Genomic DNA, 17,287 nt, shown 5'->3' on the forward strand with positions numbered 1-17,287 from the left:
GACCCATAAAAACAGAGGAGGATCAATATGGACTGTTTATTCTGTAAGATAATTGACGGCGAGATACCAAGCACAAAGGTATATGAGGACGAATTCGTGTATGCCTTCAAGGACATTGCTCCCATCGCACCCATGCACATACTTATAATCCCCAAGGTTCATATAACAAGTGCCAACGACATCAACGAGGAAAACTCCTCCGTAGTTGCCAAGGTATTTGAGGCAGCAGGCAAGATCGCCAAGGAGCAGGGCTATGACAGCTACCGTATAATCAACAACTGCGGTGATGATGCAGGTCAGACAGTCAAGCACCTTCACTTCCACCTTCTCGGCGGCGTAAAAATGGGCTGGGGACCCGAGTCCCTCGGAAAAACTGAATAAGGAGCATTATTATGGCAGGTTCATATAAAATGACTATTGCAGGACTTGAGAGGGAGCTCCCTCTCTGTCCTCTCAATGACAAGATCGATATAGCAGCTTTCGTTATGTTTTCTGACGTAGAGCTTACAGTTGCTGCTGCTGAGCAGCTTCTGGACAAGTCTCCCTACTTTGACGTCATTCTTACAGCAGAATCAAAGGGCATCCCTCTTGCATACGAGATGTCAAGACAGAGCGGCAAGCCCTATGTTGTTGCAAGAAAGTCCGTAAAGCTCTATATGACAGACCCCATTGCGGTAACCGTAAAGTCCATCACAACTGCGGCAGAGCAGACACTTTACCTCTCACAGGAAAAGGTTGCAATGCTGAAGGGCAAGAAGGTGCTTCTGGTTGATGACGTTATCAGCACAGGAGAGTCTCTCACAGCTCTTGAAAAGCTCACTGCAGCTGCAGGCGGCGAGATATCAGGCAGATCCGCAGTTCTTGCAGAGGGTGACGCAGCGGACAGGAAGGACATTGCTTTCCTCGAGAAATTACCGCTCTTCTTTAAATAAGGAATAGAATTATGAAGCGAAAAATGATTGGAGCTGCGGCAGCGTATATGGCGGGATTGTTTTTCGCTTCGTTTTTTTCAAATATCCCGTTTCTCGTCATTCTTTCACTGATACTGGCGGCAGCTCTTTTAGTCGGCAGAAAATACGGCTTCAAGACAGGTGACTACCTTATGCTTTCGGTATTCTTTGTGTCAGCGGTATCGGTGTTCAGTATCTGTACTGCGGTACGTTACAAACCTGTTGTTGAAATGGTCGGTAAAGAAGGATGCTTCCGCGGAGAGGTCGTCGAGGCATATCGTTACAGCGGCAGCAACTCCTCATATATCCTCAGAGGCAGGATCAATGACGAGATATCCGCTAAGATAAGCTTTTACGGCGGAGAACTTGAGGCGGACACAGGGGATATCATCACTATTGGCAGCTGTATCTTCTCAAAGCCCTCAAAGGACTATCTTTTCGACAGCGAAAGCTATTACAAGTCTGACGGGATATTTTTAACTGTGACTTATGCGGAAGATGTAACAGCTCAGCCGTTCCGCACACATAAACTCCGTGAGCATATCAGGAGATACCGTGAGAAAAACATATCCGATTTCCGCGTAGCCCTTGGCGGTGACAGCGGAGACCTGCTGGCAGGAATGGTGTTCGGTGAGAAGCGCGGCATGGATGATAATGTAAGAACTGCGGTATATCGCTGTGGAATAGGGCATATTCTTGCTGTATCCGGTCTTCATGTTTCCGTTGCAGTGCTTGTTCTCATGTTGATATTGAAGCGATGCCGCGTGAATAAGTATATCTCATTCGCAGTTATGGAGGTGCTCCTGCTGTTTCTGACTGCTATGGCGAACTATCCTGTTTCTGCCATAAGAGCGGCAGTGATGATGAATTTTCTCTATGGGGCGAAGCTGTTCAGACGTCAGAATGATACTTTCAATTCCCTTGCAGGTGCTGTTCTGCTCATTTGCCTTGTCTCTCCGTATTCAGTTTACGATGAAGGCTTTCTTATGTCGGTGGCAGGAACATTCGGTATCGGCGTTGCTGCACCGTGTATGACAAAGGATATGCCTCGTGACAGCTTTCTGCATAGAGCAGCTGTGAGCTTTGTGACCATGCTGTGTACAACGCTGTGTGTGTTCCCGTTGTCGCTGCTGTATTTTGACGAGACATCTCTCATCTCGCCGCTTAGCAATATGATACTTGTTCCGCTGTGCTCGGTCTCTATGATCGTGGGACTTATCTATGCACTCACAGGCGGAGCTCTTGATCTGCTGTTTGTATCAAAGCTGATAAATGATCTGATCCTTCGGATATCCGATTCACTCGCAAGACTCAGGATCACACATTTTTCCACAGACAGCCGAACTCTCATGACGGGACTTATTATCTGTTCGGTGATCGTATTTTTCGGATTTGCTTTATTCAGAAGCAGAAGAGCTACAGCTGTGACGGTGTCGGCTGCTGTGATTTTTATGTTCACAGGCGCAGCTGTTCAGCGTATGGTGCGGAATGACCATGTTATAGTTGCAGTGCTTGGCAAGGGCAATAATGCCGCTGTTGTAGTAAATGACAAGGGAACTGTCACTGTTGCGGATCTGAGCGGGCATTACCGTTCATCTGCCTATGTAAGGAAGTATCTTGCAAGGAACAGCATTGAAACTGTCGATACTGTCCTGCTGTCAAACAGGTCTGAGTCAGCCTTTGCTTCCTATGTGAAGGCACTTGAATACACGAAAACAGGAAAATGGTATGCAGAAGGTGCGGAGAGCAGAATAAAGACCGTTCCGCAGCTCACATATTTGGGCGAGGACGGTTTTACAGTTGAAAGCAGCAGCTGCGATATCACACTTTCAGGCGGCGCGCTCAATATAAAATGTGATGACGGCGAAGTCGTTATCGAAAAAGGCGGGGATGCCGTTACAGGTGCTCTGACGGTGATCTACGGCAAGGCTCCGCAAGACGCGGATGAGGCTCCCGATAATGTGATCTATACAGAAAAAGGCAATAATTTTGAAATATGGTTTTCCGCAGAGGGAAGCTTTGAGATAAGGAGGCTGTAATGCCACAGACAGACCCAAAGACCATAAAGGCTCAGCTGAAAAAAGGCGAGCTGAAGAATATTTATTATATCTTCGGCAAGAATGTTCCCGAGGTCGAAAAGCTTACAAAGCAGATAATCAAAGCGGCTGTAGGTGATAACGAGGACTTTGCCCTTAACAAGCTTGAAGGACGTTACCTCGATATCTCTGAGCTTTATGATATGATACAGATGGTACCCATGATGTCGGAGTACAACTGTATACTCATAAACGACTACAACTGTGAAAAGCCGCGTGAGGTCATGGCAGGAATACGGGCGGAGGATGTCAATAAAAAGCTTCTTGATGCTTTAAAGGATATCCCGCCACAGACCGTTGTTATCTTCAATGTCACAGGCTTTGAGGTCCCTGTTAAGAACGATTTCAAAACAGGCAGGTCGGTCATCAAGGACAAGAACAAAAAGCTTTTTGACTACGCTGCCAAGGTGGGCGAGGCTGTGGAATGTCCCATAAAGTCGGAAAATGAGCTTGCCAAGGATATTGCCGCCAGCGTTTCGGCAAGGGGCAGTCTCATATCTCTGGACAATGCCCGTGAGCTTGCAGATATGTGTCAGTCCGACACGCTTACTATACGCAATGAGATAGACAAGCTGTGTGCGTATGCAGGAAAAAACGAGATAACTTCCGATATCCTGCATAATCTTGTACACAGACAGAGCGATGCTACGTTCTATAAGCTTGCTGACGCTGTGGCAGCCTTCAACAAACGCGCTGCCTTTGACGCTCTTGATGAGCTTATGCAGGACAGGGACAACAGGGGAGCTGTTCTCGGTAATATCACCGCTTCCTTTATAGATATGTACCGTGCTGCCTGTGCAAGGCAGAAGGGAAGACAGATAGCTGATGTCAAGGCTGATTTCGGCTATGTATGGGAGTTCAAGGTCAAGAATGCCTTCCGCGACAGCTCCAGAATGAGCATCAGGAGACTGCGTCAGTGCGTTGAGATACTTCGTGATACCAATATGATGCTGAATTCGGGAAGCTGTGATGAGAAGATCGTACTTGAACAGACCGTCACAAAAATGCTCATGACAAAGAATTAGCGGAGGAGAACATGATAAAGATAGATGAAGCCATAATCGTGGAGGGAAAGTATGACAAAATAAAGCTTTCGTCCATAGTAGATGCAGTTATCATAATAACAAACGGCTTCGGTATTTTCAAAGACACGGAGAAGCTGGAGCTTATCCGCTATTACGCAAGAAAAACAGGGATAATCATACTCACCGACTCTGACGCCGCAGGAAGAAAGATACGCGGCTATATCAAGGGTGCTGTCGGGGACGGAAAGATAACCAATGTTTATATCCCCGATGTTTTCGGCAAGGAAAAACGTAAGGTGAAGCCCTCTGCCGAGGGAAAGCTTGGAGTAGAGGGAATGGACCCGAAGGTGCTGCTGGAAGCTTTCGGAAAGTCGGGCATAACCGCTTCCGAGGGCGGAAAGCGCTCAGATATAACTAAGCTTACCCTTTATGAGCTGGGACTCAGCGGCGGCGAAAACAGCCGTGAGCTCAGGGAAAAGCTCCAGCGCCGTCTCGGACTGCCGAGACAGCTTTCCGCAGGTGCGCTTATAGAGGTCCTTTCCACTATGATGGACAGTGCTGAGCTTGCCCGTATCACAGGTGAGATAAAGGGGGAAAGCAATGGTATATAGCAGCCTTCTTTTCATATACGGTTTTCTGCCCGTTTCGTTAATTCTGTACTATATAACACCGAAAAAATTCCGTGAGATGATGCTTCTTTTTCTCAGTGCCGCCTTCTGCTGCATGATAAGTTTGTATTTCCTCATTTTCATTGCAGTGTTTGCTGCTGTAAATTACATCTTCATGCACCTTATAAGCAGGTCACGCAGGAATGAGAAGCTTTCAGCTGTTCCTCTTGCAGTGGGGATAATAATTGATCTTGTAGCTGTATTTGCGTTCAGGACCGAGTTTTTCACTTGGCTGCACAGAATGATAAGAGCTCCCGAAGGCTTTTATCCCGTGGGAATTTCTTTCTTTGCACTTGGAGCTGTCGGAACTCTCATAGATGTGTACAAGGGCAGGATCAAAGCAGACAGGAACATGGTTCGTTTTGCATTGTACATAATGTTTTTCCCGAGACTGCTTATGGGACCGCTCCTCCGGTACAGAGTTTTCACCAATATTCTGAGCAACAGAAGCGAGAGCCTTTCGGAGATGGGCGTCGGAATGACCATATTTGTAAAGGGACTTGCAAAGAAAGTTATTGCCGCCGATAATCTGTATATGCTTTATACAGCAGCGAGAAGCGGTGATGTCAGCGAGATATCTGCGGTTACAGCATGGCTGGGAGCCGTGGCTTATATCCTGTGCCTGTACTTTGAACTCTCGGGCTTTGCGGATATGGGAACGGGTACAGCCTACCTGTTCGGACTCAAATTCCCCCAGAGCTTCAATTATCCCTTATTCAGCATCAGACTGAAGTATTTTGCGGCGCGATGGCAGTCTCAGGTGACTCAGTGGCTGAGAAGATACATAACCAAGCCCATATATGGCGTTTGCAGTAAAAGATTGCTGCGCGAGATCGTGTTCATCATGGGCTGGGGACTTTTCGGGTTCTGGTATACAGTTGATCTCGGCGGTACAGTCTGGGGCATTCTGATCGGAACTGCTGTGATTATCGAGAGCAGGCTCCTCAAAAAGAAGATAATGAATTTTACGGGTATGATATATACCTTTTTCACAGTAGTAATTCTTGGAGTTTTCTTGTCGGGAGACAGTCTCGGCGGCTCTGTGAGATATCTTTTTGCCATGGTGGGCGGCAACGGGATATTGGCTGATGCAGATGGGTTTTACCTTGTAAAAACCTATATTGTACTGCTGCTTGTTACCATGTATGCTTCGACCGATCTGTTCAGGAACCTCATGACCCGTACGGGAAGAAACAAAGTCAAGGCAGCTGTTATGGCTGTTTCTCCTGTTCTGGTGCTTGCGGTGCTTATTCTTTGCACTGCCGTTATTTCGTACAGCGGAAGCTCGGATATGCTTCTGATGAAGCTGTAAGGAGGTGGAGATATGATGAAGCTTACAAGCAGGATAACTGCTCTGCTGACTCTTGCGTTTATAGCAGTTTTCTCGGCAATGACCTTCTTTGGCGGAAAACGTGATATCTCTCCCGAGGAGAACAGAGTCCTTGCCAAGGCTCCCGAATTGAATGCCAAAGAGCTTTATGACGGCAGAACAGGTGAGAAGCTCGACAGATATGTTACCGACCATTTTGCAGGACGAAACAGATGGCTTGTGGGAAGCTCTCTCATACAGACGGAACTCTCCGAGAGCATTGTCAACGGCGTATATGTCAGCGACGACAGACTCATAAGCACCGATGACAAAGGTATCACAGACGCTTCTGCTATGGCGGAGGTATTTGACAGCTTTGCAGAAAACTATGACGGAATGGTTTATTTTGCTGCGATCCCTACCTCAGCAGGCGTTTACGGAGACGTTCTTCCCGGGCATATTGTCAGGCAGACGGAAAGCCAGCAGATAAACGCGCTCTATTACGCTATGGACAGCGATATACGAAAGATCGATGCATATAATATACTTAAAATGCTCAAGGATAACTATATTTATTACCGAAACGATACTAAATGGACGAGCTACGGGGCATACTGTGTATATAAAACTGTCATACAGAAGCTTGGCTTTCAGCCTAACTCATACGACAAATACAGTATCGAGCACGTTACTGATAATTTCCGCGGCAACCTCTATAACAGGACACTTTCACGCCGTCCCAAGGCGGATATAATGGATATCTATGAGTATCATAACGGCGCGGAGGTAACTTCGTGCATCGTAGTTCGCAGGGACGGTATAAATGCCGAGGGGCAGATATTCGACAGGGAAAAGCTTGAAACAGGGGATAAGTATTCCATGTATCTCGGGGACGCTGTTCCGATCATGAGGATAACCACATCTGCCAACACGGATAAAAAGCTCCTCGTGATAAAGGACGATTTCGGCGATTGCTTCGTGCCGTTTCTTTTTCAGCATTACAGTGAGATAACGGTAGTCGATCCTTCGGTGATGACCGGAAAGCTGTCGGACTATGTAAATGCTGACGATTATGGACAGACACTGTTTCTGTTCGGGACAGATTCATTGAGTGACAGGGAAATGATGTCAAAAATCACACCATGAAAGGAATGATATGAATGAAAGCATTAGTTACGGGAGCAACATCCGGTATAGGACAGAGTATTGCAAGAAAGCTTGCAAAAAGAGGCTGGGAGCTCATACTCACAGGCAGGAATGAGGAAGCTCTAAAGGAGATGCAGAAAACTCTCGGCAAGGGCACAGAGATAATCGCTGCCGATCTTGCAAAAAAGGAGGAGGTATTCAGAGTCTATAAGTTCTGTCAGGGCAAGGAAGTGGATATGCTTGTAAACAATGCAGGCTACGGTCTGTTCGGAAAATTCGACGAGACTGACCTTGAAGACGAGCTGAATATGATAAACGTTAATATCACCGCACTTCATATACTGACAAAGCTTTTTTTACGCGACTTCAAGAAGCAGGACCACGGTACTATACTGAATGTGGCTTCTGCGGCGGGCTTCATGTCAGGACCTCTCATGGCTGCATACTACGCCTCAAAGAACTATGTACTCCGCCTGTCACTGGCAATATATGAGGAGCTTCGCCGTGACAAGTCAAATGTTACCATTACGGTGCTTTGTCCCGGACCTGTTGCTACAAACTTCAATAACCGCGCAGGAGTCAGCTTTTCCGTGAAGCCCATAACTGCGGATTATGCTGCTGAATATGCGCTTCATAAGGCAATGACAGGAAAGTTCTTTGCCGTTCCGGGGCTGACCGTAAGACTCGGCACATGGGGAGCACGTTTCGTTCCGCACAAGCTTCTTTCTGCTATCGTATACAATATCCAGCAGGCAAAGAAAACTGCCGACGGAAAGGAAAAGGCACTGAATAAATGAGAGACATAAGCTACAGAGTAGCGCTGGGTGGTATCGTTTCCGCACTTTGTCTGGTGACGATGTTCCTTGCGGGAGTAATCCCTGCGCTTTATCTGCTGCTTCCGGGGATAGCAGGCATACTGCTGATGATAATTGCCGTTGAGGTAAATATACCTTGGGCATTTCTGACGTATCTGTCGGTAAGCCTGCTTTCCCTGTTCATAACCTTCGATAAGGAAGCTGCACTGATATTTATAATGTTCTTCGGACATTATCCCATACTCAGATTCTATATCCGGAAGATACCACTGAAGCTTCTGAGACTGATCGTTAAGCTGATACTGTTCAATGCTTGTATCATCGGATATTTCTATGTTACGGTATATATTTTCGGACTTGATGAGATGCTGGACGAATTCAGCGATTTCGGAAGATACGGTGCATACATAATGCTTGGTATCTGCAACATGATCTTCCTTGTGTATGATCTTGATCTGGACTTTATGTACAGAATATACCAGAAAAGGATAATGCCAAAATTCAAACAAAAAAGATAGACCGCTCCGATTTTCAGTACAATTCGGGACGGTCTTTTTATATGACTTGATTTCTTAATAATTATGTGCTATAATAAAAACGTAATTTTTTATTTGGAGTGATAACAATGAAGACTATAGCTATAATCGGAGCAATGCCATCAGAACTTGCTGACATAAGAGAGATACTCGGTAAAGCCGAGATAAAGCGTATCTCAGGCTTCGATTTTTACATCAATGAAAGAAACGGCAAAACTGTGGTCAATGCCTGCTGCGGAATAGCAAAGGTAAATGCAGCGCTTTGTACACAGGTAATGATAGATAATTTCCACCCTGACTGTGTGATCAATACGGGTATTGCAGGCGGAATGAACAGTGCAGTAAAGGTCTGCGATATCGTGATCTCAACAGAGGTGCTGCCTCATGATCTGGATCTCCATTTCCTCAAGGATTACCCTCCCTATTGTGCAATATTCAAGGCTGACGACGTGCTTATGGATACTGCTGAAAAGGTGTGCGGAGAATTCGGAGTAAAATCCTTCAGAGGCAGGATCGTTTCGGGAGAAGCATTCATTTCAAGCAATGATGTGAAGAATTCTATTCAGGAAAGATTCGATCCCTATGCCGTTGATATGGAGAGTGCTGCGGTGGGACACTGCTGCTATCTCAATGAGCTTCCCTATGTAAGCGTCCGCTGCATATCAGACAATGCAGATGACGAGGGAGCAATGTCATTTGACGAATTTGAAAAGATTGCAGCAAAGCGCGTTGCGGAGATCGTTCTCCGAATGGCAGAGCTGCTCTGAAAGGAGTAACCTAAAATGAAAAAAATCATCTCACTCATTTCATCTATCGTGCTTGCAGCAGGTATGACTACTGCTCTGGCAGCAAATGCAGAAGAGGAAAAAAAGATAGAGATAGACTACAAGCCGTCTTTCTACTTTAAGGCTGAAGAGGGCACAGGCGTTGAGGTACTCAAGTATGGTACCGTATTCGTAAACAAGACTGTTGCAGGAGAAGGTGCAAAGGTATCAGCATCTGTATACTTTAAAGACGATGATAAGTGTGCAGGTCAGGTATTTGCAAAGTGGAACTGTGATAATCCTGATCTTCAGCTTACCGATCTGACAGGACCGTTTGCAAAGGCAGGCAATTGTCCTTTCAAGATCACAGGAATCAATTCGGATGCGGATCTTGTAAACACTATGGATACTTTCCCTGATTTAAATATGCTGATCATCAACTATATGGATACAAATGTAATGAGACCCATGCAGCTTGCAGGTTCTGCTTCCGATGATTATCCGCTGGCTTACTTCAGCGCAAAATTCAAGGATGGTGCAGCAGGCGGAAGCTATGATATCAAAATGTATGATGACGGCAAAACATTTCGTACCAATGTTGCACCGAGATTTGTTGATGATCTTTCAATAAGTGTTGATATTTTCCCTGCTGAGGACAGCGAGAGCCTTCGTGTCAATGCTTCTGACAGAAAGCTTGGCGATATAAACAACGACGGAAAGATCGACGCAGTTGATGCTTCGGGAATCCTTGCAGCTTATGCTAAGATATCGTCAAATAAGGATTCCGAGATGACAGCTGACCAGATGGCTGCCGCTGACGTTGACGGCAACAGAAAGGTCGACGCAGTTGACGCCAGCAACGTTCTCGGATATTATGCTTACATTTCGGGAAGCGGTTCAGGCACACTCAACGAATTCGTGAAGAAGTGATAATAAAAAAGCAGCTGTTTACGGACAGCGACAATATCTGAATAAAAGCCATAGTATTTCTGATTTTAGGTCAGTGGTACTATGGCTTTTTTTAATTGCGGCAGTGTTTTATAATGACACATTTAAATCGGAATTTAGCGCGTATGCGCTAAGTTGATAGTTGAAAGTTGAGAGTTGAGAGTTAATGTGTTCGCTTCGCTCACAATATTTAAATACTGTCGCCGCAGGCGACTCCACAACTTTCAACTCTAAACTCTCAACTCTAAACTCAAATCAAAATTTAGCTTTGCTAAATTTTGATTTACCTGAATAAACACACTGCCCCTGAGCATCTTTGTAACGCTCAGGGGCAATATCTATATGTTCAACTGTCTTCATAGAAGATTCTTATAAAAATACGGGAACGCCAAGCGTTCCCGTTTACTTTTATTTTGCAGCAAGGCTGCTGAATGCGTTGTCTATGATCTTCTTCTCGGGAGCCTTTGTGAAGCTGCTCACGATAGGCACAATAATGAGAGATACGATCATTGCGAAAGCACCTGCATTGATAGGTGAGAGAAGATTGAGCGGACAGTTGAGATCGATAACTGCCTGTCTGATGCCGCTGAAAGCTTCGATATTGAGGCTGAAAAGGAGCATATGAGCGACGCTGATTCCAACACCTGTGATAAAGCTTGTCCAGCAGGCAGCCTTTGAAGCCTTCTTCATAAAGAGACCATAGAGGAAAGGCCCGAGGAAAGCGCCCGAGAGAGCTCCCCATGAGTATGACATAAGTGTAGAAATGGAAGCGTTCTTGTTGCAGGCGATGATAACCGAGATAACGAGGAATACTGCGATGAAAACACGCATGAATGTTACCTGCTTCTTATCGTCGAAGTTCTTAACACGGGGCTTGATAAGGTCATTTGTAAGAGTTGAGCTTGATGTAAGAACAAGTGAAGAGAGTGTGGAGAGTGAAGCAGAGAGAACAAGTACAACTACAAGACCTATAAGCAGATTTGGCAGAGCCTGATGGATGAGTGCAGGAACCATAGTGTCATATACGGGCTTGCCGTTGACAGTGTCTATGAATGTCCTGCCGGAACCGTCAGCGCTGTCAAGTGTGCAGTAAAGTCTTACGAAGCCGCCCATGAAGTATGAGCCGCCTGCTACTACGATAGCGAAGAATGTGGAGATAACGGCGCCCTTTTTGATAGCCTGTTCGTCCTTAATAGCGTAGAACTTCTGGACCATCTGAGGGAGTCCCCATGTACCGAGAGAGGTAAGGAGAACAACTCCGAGGAGGTTGATCGGATCGGGACCGAAGAGTGAACCGAGAGTACCTGTTTCGGTCTTGCTGTCGGAAATACTGTTGAGAGCATCAAGTGCAGCCGAGAGACCGTCCTTTTTCTGGACTGTAAGTGCAACGACAGTGCCGATACCGATGAGCATGATGATACCCTGGAAGAAGTCATTGAGAGCGGTAGCCTTGTATCCGCCCAGTGTAACATAGATAGCTGAGAGAACAGCCATAGCGATTATGATGTATGTACCGCCGTTTTCACCAAGGTCGAATACCATGCCGAAAAGTCTTGAAAGACCGTTGTATACTGAAGCGGTATAGGGGATAAGGAAGATGAAAACGATGAGAGCAGAGGCTGTTTTGAGCTTAGTTGAGTCAAATCTGTGCTCAAAGTATTCGGGCATTGTCTTTGCGCCGAGGTGGTTTGTCATAAGACGGGTACGCTTGCCTATGAGGAAGAATGGGATAAGGCTTCCGATGATGGCGTTGCCTATACCTACCCATGTAGCTGATGCACCGTACATCCAGCCGAACTGACCTGCATATCCGATGAAAACAACTGCCGAGAAGTAAGTTGTGCCGTAGGAGAAAGCGGTGAGCCATGAACCTACGCTTCTGCCGCCCAGCATAAAGTCCTCAGTGGACTTTGTCTTGCGTGACATATATAGTCCTATTCCGACCATTATGGCGACGTAAATTCCGAGAATGACGAATGTTGCGGCTTGTGAGCCCATTGATATCAAGACCTTTCTTTTTGATTTACAGTTTTGAATTATAAACTTGTAAAGCTTTAAATGAATAAAGTTGTTAACCGAGACTAATTATACTATATAATTATAATAATGTCAATAGGATTTCAGAAAAAATGCCGCATTATCAATATAAAAACGTTAAGCACATATAACAAAAAAGTATAGATAAGTTCTGCTCATTAATAAGGCAATAATTGACAAGGAACAGATGAAAAAAGCAATTTTTGGTAAGAAAGCGATTAAAATACAACATTTTTGCACAATAATTTACTTGAATTAATTCAAATATGGTGATATTATTTGGTTATAAAGCCTAAAAGGCTTTAAATTGCATGATAGGAGGAATAATAATGAACAAACTATTCAAACGAATCGTATCCATTGCCATGTCAGCCTCCATGTGTATGTCAGGTGGGATCGCTGCTGCCCATGCAGAAGATGATCCGTCGTGGTCTTTCTTGCCTTTTGAGGAGATCAATACTGATCAAACCAATGTTGAGGGCTGCAGCGGACTCTATGATTACGCTGCATGGAGGAGCAATGAAGCCGATGAGACAAAATTCAGTGTCGGCAGCTTCGGTGTATACAACTGCGAATGGGACCTTACCGACAGCGCCCTGTTCATGACAGGACATAAAGTTGATAAACGCGGCACCAGTTATATCGAAGGCTCTGACATCTATATCTCATACCGTGCCAATGTAGATTGTGACGGTTACTATACCTTTGGCGCATATGGCTGGATGAATGACTGTTCAACAGAGTACTTTATAATTGATGACTGGGGCGATTACAAGCCTTGTCAGGATAAGGAGCCTGTTGGTTCAGTAGAGACAGAAGGCGGAGTATATGACATTTACAAAGTAAGAACTGTTTCATCACTTTGCACATTGAACTCATCGATCGGTCCTTATCAGTACTGGAGCGTTCGCCGTGAGAAGCTTTCAGAGGACTACAGCACTTTCTCCAATACGATAGCTGTATCCGAGCATTTTGCCGCATGGGAAGAGGCAGGAATGCCTGTTGACGATCTTTATGAGGTAATGCTTTGCGTTGACCCGTACAACTCTAAGGGCAAGGCTAATGTTCTTCGGAATAGCATATACTATGCAGTTACTGATCCCGATGCTGAAACTCCCGAGCCAAATGAAGATCCTTATGTTCCCGAGAATATAGATCAGGTAACATTCACCGAAGCAGCAGGTGATGAGCGCGGAGGATACTTCTATAGCCTTTACGATGATACTATCTTCGGTCAGGGCGGCACTATGAAGATGGACGTCCTTGACGGCGGCAACTTCAACTGTGAATGGAATAACAATCACAGTGTTTCATTTTGCAGAGGTCTCGCTTATCTTGACAAGAACAACACAAGGTCTATCGTAAGAGAGTATGCAGGTGAAGATATCTCCATAGATTATAAGGCTGATATCGAATCAGACGGCACAGTTTTTGCAGGTTCATACAGCTGTCTCAATAATAGCAGAGTTGATTGTTACATAGTTGACGGCTGGAAGGACTGGCAGATAAGCGATAGATCAGAGTATCTCGGTACAGAAACCATTGGTGACGGAATTTACGATATTTACAAGACACCGTTCAACGGCTTCTTTGAGGAATACTGGAGTGTCCGCAAGGACAACAAGCTTTCAGAAGACGGAACCATGGAAGGTTCTATCCCTGTTACTGCGCATCTTGCAGCATATGTAAAGTATGGGCTTGATATCGCTGATCCCGAAAGAGTAATGTTTAACGTAGAGGGCAGAGACGGCTCAAGCGGTTCTGCCGAGGTCACAAAGAACATCGTTAAGATAGATGATGTTGATATTGCAGTATCTGCCGGATTTGAGTCGCTGGAGAATGCAGAGACTGATGCCGAGGAGGAAGACGTTTACATTCCCGGAGACCTCAACAATGATCTGACGGTTGATTCGTTTGATCTTGTTGTTGCCCGCAGAGAGCTTATAAAGGCGATCGACGGCAAAGACACTATTGTTGAGGCTGATATCGACTGCAGCGGCGCTACAAAGATAAATGATCTGGTGCTTATCACAAGAATAGTTCTCGGAGACGAGGTGTCTGTTCCCAAGACAAGGCCTCAGCGCGTAAAGTAAAATGAAAAGCTCCCCGAAGGGGAGCCCCCTCTGGCGGAACGTGGCATAAAATTACCGAGCCCATACTATCAGGCTCGGTAACCCACTTTTTCCGCTAAGGGAAGCTGACTAAAAGGGGAGCTTTTTTACTGTATGATCTACATAAAACAAAATGGACTGTATGAGAATACAGTCCATTTTGTTCAGTGCCGCTGACCGGACTTGAACCGGTACGATATTGCTACCGAGGGATTTTAAGTCCCTTGTGTCTGCCAATTCCACCACAGCGGCGTATAAAAGGACAGTATACATGATACAATACTGTCCTTATGGTCGAGGTGACAGGATTTGAACCTGCGGCCCCTACGTCCCGAACGTAGTACTCTACCAAACTGAGCCACACCTCGACAGCATTAATATTATACTACAATCGGGAAGTAATGTCAAGTGTAAATAAATTTTGTGTATTTATTTTTATTTTTTTACAATACAAAAAGGAGCAGCCCGAAGGCTGCTCCTTGCGTTTAGTCAACAACGATAGGCTCTGACCAGTAGTCCTGATTGTATATATCAGAGAAACGATAGAGGATGTGGCACGAACCGCTTCCTACATCTGTATTGCTTATGGTCATATTATTTGTAACAGTAACCTGATCGCCGATGAAGTAGCTGTCCTGATACTTCATATCGTAAGTGTAGTAATCGCAGATGAAGTCGAGGGTATCACCAACTGTAAGCTCAGTCAGGTTCTTTGCAACAGCGTCTGTTTCGCCGTTTACATAGTCTGTAGAAGCGCCTGCGATATATCCGTCGGGATGTTCATCGTCAAAGACGATTATGAGGTTTACTCTTTCACCGTTGAGGAGAGCAGGAACATAGCCTCTGATGATCTGTTCTGTGCCGTTGTATGTTGTATCTGTGTGGTAGTAGGCTACAACGTTGCCGTTGATGGAGAGCCAGTTCTTCTCTGTGTCGGCAATAAGAGCGCCGTCATCATCGAATGTGAACAGGTTATCCAGACCGAGGTCAATGTATCCTGAGCCGTCGTCATAGAACATATTGAGGTCAAGCTTGTGTACCATTTCCCACTGTGCATCTTCCAGCTTCATGGTGTACTTGCCGTCCTTCTGCTCCCAGACGAGATTAGAGGGATCGAAGTAATGAGTGGAGAGGTACTCAGCTGTGCCATCAACATCGGTATCGTCCATGAATGCAGTGTTGGAGCTGTCAAGACCTTCAATGCTCCTGCCGCCGCCTCCGCCGAGGAAGCTTGAAAGGAGAGAGCCTATCATGTCTGAGCTGCCTGATGAGCCTGAAGAACCGCCCAGACCAAACAGCGAGCCGAGAGCTGAGCCTGTTCCGCCCGCAGCGATCTGTCCGCCTGTTTCGAGCTTAGCGAACTGCTTGATGCACTTTGAGTACTCAGCGTCCATACCGATCTTATCGTAAGTATTGCAGGCTGAATCAACGTAAGAAGTACGCTGATACGGGAAATAAATGGAAACGCCGTAAGCGTTTGTCATATTTGAAGAGGTGAGGTTATACTTTACAGCATTTCTGAGGGCATCTGCGAGAGCCTTACCCTCAGCAGTTCCGACGTTCTCTGCAAGATTTACAAGATCGACCTGATCTATGCGTGAGCTCTCTGCGAATTCGCGGGTAGCATATCTTGCGTTTGAGATGTCCTTGTACTCGTTGTTTGATATCTTTGTGCTTACAGACTTTGCGAAGGACGAAAGCTTTGAAGGAACCGTATTTGAGAACTCGGCAAGGTCGATAACTGATAGTGTAGTCTTCTGACCTCTGCACTTCTTGCCACACTCTGAAACGAAATCGTCAACGATATTTTTGCCGATGTCGAGAGTAGGCATCGAAGTGTTCTTGCCGAGGTTGGTGAGCCATCTTGTGTAGTACCAGCCGATACCGGGCTCTGTTTCCTCGGAAGCGATAAGGTAGTCAGCGTGATCGTTGAGCATGAGAGCTGTCTCGGCAGTAGCCATAAGGCAGGCATCAAAGCCGATGAAATCAAACTGAACGCCGCCGCTCTTGAGTGCCTGCTTGATACCTGCAAGGCTCATTGAGCCGCTGTTCTTGTTCTTTTCGTCATATCCGTAGCCTGTTACAGATCCGCCGCCGTGATCCCAGAGGATGAGCTCGTTTCTGTTAGCAGGGAAGTTCTTTGAGCAGAACTGAATGAAAGATGCAAGGTTGTTTGGGTCAGTCATAGGCTTGCTGCCTGCGTCTTCAACAAGTCTGCCGATCTGACCGTTCTTGATTTGGTAGATCTGGTTGACCTTGTTGCTGATTCCGCTTACCTTCCACTTTGAGCAGCCGCCTGTGAATACGATGACATTTACGTTATCGCCGTAGGTAGCAGCTCTCATCTCCTCCATATCGGAGGATGCCATACCGTACTTGGACTCGAGGTCAGTACCGCACATATAGACCATAATGGTAACTACGTCTTCGTTATTGCCCTTGATGACTGTTCTCTTATCGCGGGAGCCTGTTGCAACGCTTGTGTCAACAGCATTATCACTGGTAAGGCTTCCCGAAGCAGTATCCTCGGTGCTGAAACCGAAGCCTGATGGAACAGAGCCTATATCAACGCCGCCGCTGCCGCCTGTAAGGGAGCCGAGGAGATCGCCGCCGCCTCCGCTGCCGCCGCTGAACATTTTGAAAAGGAAAAAGCCGATAATAAGCAGTGTTATAAGTCCTCCGCCGCCTGCAGCAGCTCTTTTGGCACCACCGCCGCCGCCTGTCTGACCGCCTGAATAGCTGCCGGAACCTACGGGACCTGTTCCGAGGCCGTCGCCTCGTCTATGTGCTCCGCTGCCGCCAGAGGTGACGTTTTTACGTCTGCCCTGTGGTCTGTTCTGATTAGGATCCATAATAACCTCCGTAATTTTTCTCTTTAGCAG

General features: G+C 46.1%; 14 protein-coding genes and 2 tRNA genes. 12 read left to right on the forward strand and 4 right to left on the reverse strand.

What is annotated here, in order from left to right; all coding sequences use genetic code 11:
- The first annotated feature begins 27 nt into the window (after positions 1-27).
- From DSZ37_RS14105 to DSZ37_RS14155, 11 genes are all read left to right on the forward strand, one after another.
- Positions 28-381 (forward strand): histidine triad nucleotide-binding protein, encoded by a 354-nt coding sequence (locus DSZ37_RS14105; RefSeq protein WP_109727531.1) that lies wholly within the window; start codon positions 28-30, stop codon positions 379-381.
- Positions 382-392: 11 nt separating this feature from the next.
- Positions 393-932 carry a phosphoribosyltransferase family protein gene (locus tag DSZ37_RS14110; RefSeq protein ID WP_109727532.1) on the forward strand — a complete coding sequence of 180 codons (540 nt, stop codon included), beginning with the start codon at positions 393-395 and terminating at the stop codon, positions 930-932.
- A gap of 11 nt (positions 933-943) precedes the next feature.
- Positions 944-2,989: a ComEC/Rec2 family competence protein gene (locus DSZ37_RS14115; protein WP_109727533.1), complete on the forward strand. Its 2,046-nt coding sequence runs from the start codon at positions 944-946 to the stop codon at positions 2,987-2,989.
- Positions 2,989-4,071, forward strand: a complete 1,083-nt coding sequence (gene holA / locus DSZ37_RS14120; protein WP_109727534.1) for a DNA polymerase III subunit delta — start codon at positions 2,989-2,991, stop codon at positions 4,069-4,071. Before DSZ37_RS14115 ends, holA begins: the two co-directional genes overlap by 1 nt.
- An 11-nt stretch (positions 4,072-4,082) precedes the next feature.
- On the forward strand, positions 4,083-4,682 hold the full coding sequence (locus tag DSZ37_RS14125) for a toprim domain-containing protein (RefSeq protein ID WP_109727535.1): 600 nt from the start codon (positions 4,083-4,085) through the stop codon (positions 4,680-4,682).
- Positions 4,672-6,051: an MBOAT family O-acyltransferase gene (locus DSZ37_RS14130; protein ID WP_109727536.1), complete on the forward strand. Its 1,380-nt coding sequence runs from the start codon at positions 4,672-4,674 to the stop codon at positions 6,049-6,051. The genes DSZ37_RS14125 and DSZ37_RS14130 overlap by 11 nt, the downstream gene beginning before the upstream one ends.
- Positions 6,052-6,063: 12 nt before the next feature.
- Positions 6,064-7,194, forward strand: coding sequence for a DHHW family protein (locus tag DSZ37_RS14135; RefSeq protein ID WP_109727537.1), 1,131 nt, complete (start codon positions 6,064-6,066; stop codon positions 7,192-7,194).
- Positions 7,195-7,208: 14 nt separating this feature from the next.
- Entirely contained in the window at positions 7,209-7,991 is a 783-nt protein-coding gene (locus DSZ37_RS14140; RefSeq protein ID WP_109727538.1) for an SDR family NAD(P)-dependent oxidoreductase, read from the forward strand.
- A complete protein-coding gene (locus tag DSZ37_RS14145) occupies positions 7,988-8,527 on the forward strand; it encodes a hypothetical protein (RefSeq protein ID WP_109727539.1) in 540 nt (179 codons plus the stop codon). Before DSZ37_RS14140 ends, DSZ37_RS14145 begins: the two co-directional genes overlap by 4 nt.
- A gap of 107 nt (positions 8,528-8,634) precedes the next feature.
- Complete coding sequence (locus DSZ37_RS14150) at positions 8,635-9,312, forward strand: 5'-methylthioadenosine/adenosylhomocysteine nucleosidase (protein WP_109727540.1); 678 nt, start codon at positions 8,635-8,637, stop codon at positions 9,310-9,312.
- Positions 9,313-9,327: 15 nt separating this feature from the next.
- Positions 9,328-10,239: a dockerin type I domain-containing protein gene (locus tag DSZ37_RS14155; RefSeq protein ID WP_109727541.1), complete on the forward strand. Its 912-nt coding sequence runs from the start codon at positions 9,328-9,330 to the stop codon at positions 10,237-10,239.
- 426 nt (positions 10,240-10,665) lie between these two features.
- On the opposite strand, the gene DSZ37_RS14160 is transcribed toward DSZ37_RS14155, so the two are convergent.
- A complete protein-coding gene (locus DSZ37_RS14160; protein ID WP_109727542.1) occupies positions 10,666-12,255 on the reverse strand; it encodes a sodium:solute symporter family protein in 1,590 nt (529 codons plus the stop codon).
- Between the two features lie 368 nt (positions 12,256-12,623).
- Between DSZ37_RS14160 and DSZ37_RS14165 the strand changes: the two genes are divergently transcribed.
- The gene (locus tag DSZ37_RS14165; protein ID WP_181380329.1) at positions 12,624-14,387 is read left to right on the forward strand and encodes a glycoside hydrolase family 11 protein; all 1,764 of its coding nucleotides are present in this window, start codon (positions 12,624-12,626) and stop codon (positions 14,385-14,387) included.
- A gap of 186 nt (positions 14,388-14,573) precedes the next feature.
- Here DSZ37_RS14165 and DSZ37_RS14170 read toward each other — a convergent pair.
- The 3 genes from DSZ37_RS14170 to DSZ37_RS14180 all read right to left on the reverse strand — a co-directional run bounded on the left by DSZ37_RS14170 (position 14,574) and on the right by DSZ37_RS14180 (position 17,257).
- Positions 14,574-14,657: transfer RNA gene (locus tag DSZ37_RS14170), tRNA-Leu, on the reverse strand.
- Positions 14,658-14,696: 39 nt separating this feature from the next.
- Positions 14,697-14,773: transfer RNA gene (locus DSZ37_RS14175), tRNA-Pro, on the reverse strand.
- A gap of 117 nt (positions 14,774-14,890) precedes the next feature.
- On the reverse strand, positions 14,891-17,257 hold the full coding sequence (locus tag DSZ37_RS14180) for a clostripain-related cysteine peptidase (RefSeq protein WP_109727544.1): 2,367 nt from the start codon (positions 17,255-17,257) through the stop codon (positions 14,891-14,893).
- Positions 17,258-17,287 lie beyond the last annotated feature (30 nt).

Origin of the sequence: Ruminococcus flavefaciens, assembly GCF_900116855.1 — a bacterium.
In the GTDB taxonomy this organism is placed as follows: Bacteria; Bacillota; Clostridia; order Oscillospirales; family Ruminococcaceae; genus Ruminococcus; species Ruminococcus flavefaciens_R.

Excerpts from the sequence above, each read along its gene's own strand:
- DSZ37_RS14105 (WP_109727531.1), top strand. The coding sequence starts at position 28 with ATGGACTGTTTATTCTGTAAGATAATTGACGGCGAGATACCAAGCACA.
- DSZ37_RS14110 (WP_109727532.1), top strand. The coding sequence starts at position 393 with ATGGCAGGTTCATATAAAATGACTATTGCAGGACTTGAGAGGGAGCTC.
- DSZ37_RS14115 (WP_109727533.1), top strand. The coding sequence starts at position 944 with ATGAAGCGAAAAATGATTGGAGCTGCGGCAGCGTATATGGCGGGATTG.
- holA (WP_109727534.1), top strand. The coding sequence starts at position 2,989 with ATGCCACAGACAGACCCAAAGACCATAAAGGCTCAGCTGAAAAAAGGC.
- DSZ37_RS14125 (WP_109727535.1), top strand. The coding sequence starts at position 4,083 with ATGATAAAGATAGATGAAGCCATAATCGTGGAGGGAAAGTATGACAAA.
- DSZ37_RS14130 (WP_109727536.1), top strand. The coding sequence starts at position 4,672 with ATGGTATATAGCAGCCTTCTTTTCATATACGGTTTTCTGCCCGTTTCG.
- DSZ37_RS14135 (WP_109727537.1), top strand. The coding sequence starts at position 6,064 with ATGATGAAGCTTACAAGCAGGATAACTGCTCTGCTGACTCTTGCGTTT.
- DSZ37_RS14140 (WP_109727538.1), top strand. The coding sequence starts at position 7,209 with ATGAAAGCATTAGTTACGGGAGCAACATCCGGTATAGGACAGAGTATT.
- DSZ37_RS14145 (WP_109727539.1), top strand. The coding sequence starts at position 7,988 with ATGAGAGACATAAGCTACAGAGTAGCGCTGGGTGGTATCGTTTCCGCA.
- DSZ37_RS14150 (WP_109727540.1), top strand. The coding sequence starts at position 8,635 with ATGAAGACTATAGCTATAATCGGAGCAATGCCATCAGAACTTGCTGAC.
- DSZ37_RS14155 (WP_109727541.1), top strand. The coding sequence starts at position 9,328 with ATGAAAAAAATCATCTCACTCATTTCATCTATCGTGCTTGCAGCAGGT.
- DSZ37_RS14160 (WP_109727542.1), bottom strand. The coding sequence starts at position 12,255 with ATGGGCTCACAAGCCGCAACATTCGTCATTCTCGGAATTTACGTCGCC.
- DSZ37_RS14165 (WP_181380329.1), top strand. The coding sequence starts at position 12,624 with ATGAACAAACTATTCAAACGAATCGTATCCATTGCCATGTCAGCCTCC.
- DSZ37_RS14180 (WP_109727544.1), bottom strand. The coding sequence starts at position 17,257 with ATGGATCCTAATCAGAACAGACCACAGGGCAGACGTAAAAACGTCACC.